We start from the raw sequence: 2,583 nt of genomic DNA on the forward strand, positions 1-2,583 counted from the left end.
GTCCTCCGTACTAAATATTTGCTTAAACTGTTCGTGAACCCGCTGTCGAACAGGGGATAACCGGGCAAGAAACTCTGGCCAATTATCGGCGCCTGTCAGCATACACAGCCGTTGCTGATTGAGCGGATCTTTCGGTAATTGATGGGTTTGCTGATCAGTAAAACCCTGCAGGGAGTGTTCTATAAAGCGTAAATATTCATAATTTTTTTGCAGCTGTCTCGATTGCGCCTCGGGCATCAATCCCGTCGAAGCAAGCGCGCTCAAAGCGGCGATTGTGTTGCGTTCGCGCACGGCATTGTGTTTGCCACCATGGATCAGTTGCATTGACTGGACGATAAACTCAAGCTCCCGTATGCCTCCGACGCCCAATTTAATGTCGTCTGCTAAATGGCGCTGCCTTTGCTCAGCCTCTATTCGACGTTTAATGTCCCGTGGGGTCTCTAGCACAGAGAAATCGATGTAGCGCCGATAGACGAACTTCATCAACATCGACTGTAACTGTTCCGCATCCTGTGCATTGGCGCTCAAAGCTGCCATGCGCAGCAAAGCAAAACGTTCCCAGCCCCGTGCGTGCTGTTGATAGTATTGCTCCATCGCATCGAACGAGCATACCAACGGCCCTGACTGACCGAAAGGACGCAGCCTCGTATCCACACGAAAAACGAAACCTTCTGGCGTCAACTCACTGAGCATCTGCACAAGGTGTTGGGCAACTCGTGTGTAGTAAGTACTAACATCTATGGTTCTCTTGCCACCACTTAACTGAACGTCGTCCGGGTAGCTGAAAATCAAATCAATATCAGATGAGAGATTGAGTTCCGCCCCCCCAAGTTTGCCCATCATCAACACAACCAACGGTGCCGGACGACCATCAGGATGCATAGGCCGTCCGAATGATTCCGACAGATGGCCTTCAATCCAGTCAAGCAACCACAAGATTAATTCGCGCGCATATTCAGACAACTCAGAAGCAATGGCAAAGGTTTCCGCCCGACTGTGCATTTGCCTGCGGATCCAGTGCACCATGCGCCAATTGCGATCACAACGCAACTTCTCCATCAAGGCCTCCCGGTGCGTGAGATCTGCCCAACCACTCATCACTTGTGACAATGAAGAGGGAGGCACCAGATAGTGGGGATGACGTTGCGTCTGCTGAAAAACGAAGTCACTCAACACACAGGGATCTGCCAAGTCATTCCGACCGATCCGCTCTCGGGCAATGCGTTCAAGCTCTGAGAAAGTTGTCACCGTTGGCCATCCATCAATACTGTCTGCGTGCTTATGTTAACGCGGATTAACCGCGGATGCCGAACCTTGACGTATAGTCTCCGGCAAATAACGTTTTTTGTACAAAAATGTGCACTCAGTCATAACTTCATTGAGGAATGAAACGCTATCCTATACAGTTCTCATATCCACTTAGCCATTTTGGTTTTAAATATGCGCGTGCGCCTGCTGTTTTTGTTCACGATTATCCTGGTCGGTTCGACCGTGGCACAAACGAATGATGGGCCGGAGCTGGCCGAAGACGCCGAAAAGCTTCGGAACCAAATTGTCGAGCTCAACAAGGAATTGTTCCTGCTTGAGGAAGATTTGTTGCATCCAGCATCCACGCGCGCCGCAATTTATTTATCGTTAGATCACGGTGCACTGTTTCACCTCGACGCCGTGAAAATTAAACTAGACGGAAAACCAGTGCATGCACATTTATACACACAGCACGAGTTGCAGGCACTCCAACGCGGCGCCATCCAGCCTCTATTTGTCACCGATCTGGCCGCCGGAAAACATAACCTGACTGCGGTGTTCACCGGAAAGGGACCCAAAGGACGTGACTTTAAACGCGCAGTGACGATCGATTTCGAAAAAGGCACAGAAGCCAAGGCGTTTGAGATAAAAATTCAAGACGACCCAAGCCAGCAACAACCTAAATTTGAAATCATCACATGGCAGTAAATGTACACCGCTCCCTTATCTGTGTCTGGCTGCTCGCCATGGCGAGTTGGCATGTGGCATGGCCTGCCCCAGCCGCTCACAACGAACCACCGGAATGGCGTGCCGCACTCTATGATCTCTTTCAAAATCGACCACTTAAAGCCCTGACGCGCATTTTAGCTCGTGATGCGCAAGGCCTCTGGCCGAGTTCGCTTATGGACGAAGTCATTGCTGCAGAAGCTGCACTGTATGCCGAGCTCGGCTTGCCCGAAGCGAGCGCCCGAGCATTGGCCAAGCTGAAGACAAATCAACACAACACCGAAGGTTACCGAAGGCTACAACTGCTGATGGTGAAGCAATACTTCTCGCAAGGTCAACTGAACGAAGCCCGTCAGCTACTGGCGCAAATCGACGTCAGCAGATTGCCGCCTTCACTCGCGACAGAATGGCATCAGCTCAAAGGCCAGATTGATTTTTCCCAAGGCCGCTACCAGGAAGCTGCCGAAGCCTTCGCCCAAATTAGTGTCAATCCAACATGGCTTGCCCTTGGCCAATACAATCAAGCCGTCAGCTTGCTGCGCCAAAATAAACTGACGGAAGCCATGACAGTGCTACAACCACTGTTGTCTTCCGAGTCACCGGATGAAC

3 protein-coding genes are annotated in these 2,583 nt (G+C 50.9%); 2 read left to right on the plus strand and 1 reads right to left on the minus strand.

Translation table 11 applies throughout. The features are described from left to right. A partial coding sequence (locus D6694_15565; GenBank protein ID RMH33532.1) for a bifunctional glutamine synthetase adenylyltransferase/deadenyltransferase occupies nt 1-1,248 on the minus strand: 1,248 nt, incomplete at its 3' end. 192 nt (nt 1,249-1,440) lie between these two features. Here D6694_15565 and D6694_15570 point away from each other — a divergent pair. Together D6694_15570 and D6694_15575 are read left to right on the plus strand one after the other, a co-directional pair. Continuing rightward, nucleotides 1,441-1,956 carry an AraC family transcriptional regulator gene (locus D6694_15570; protein RMH33533.1) on the plus strand — a complete coding sequence of 172 codons (516 nt, stop codon included), beginning with the start codon at nt 1,441-1,443 and terminating at the stop codon, nt 1,954-1,956. Then, nucleotides 1,947-2,583: hypothetical protein (locus D6694_15575; protein RMH33534.1), on the plus strand; the 637-nt coding region annotated here is incomplete at its 3' end. The genes D6694_15570 and D6694_15575, both read left to right, overlap by 10 nt.

The organism is Gammaproteobacteria bacterium, assembly GCA_003696665.1.
Classification (GTDB): Bacteria; Pseudomonadota; Gammaproteobacteria; order Enterobacterales.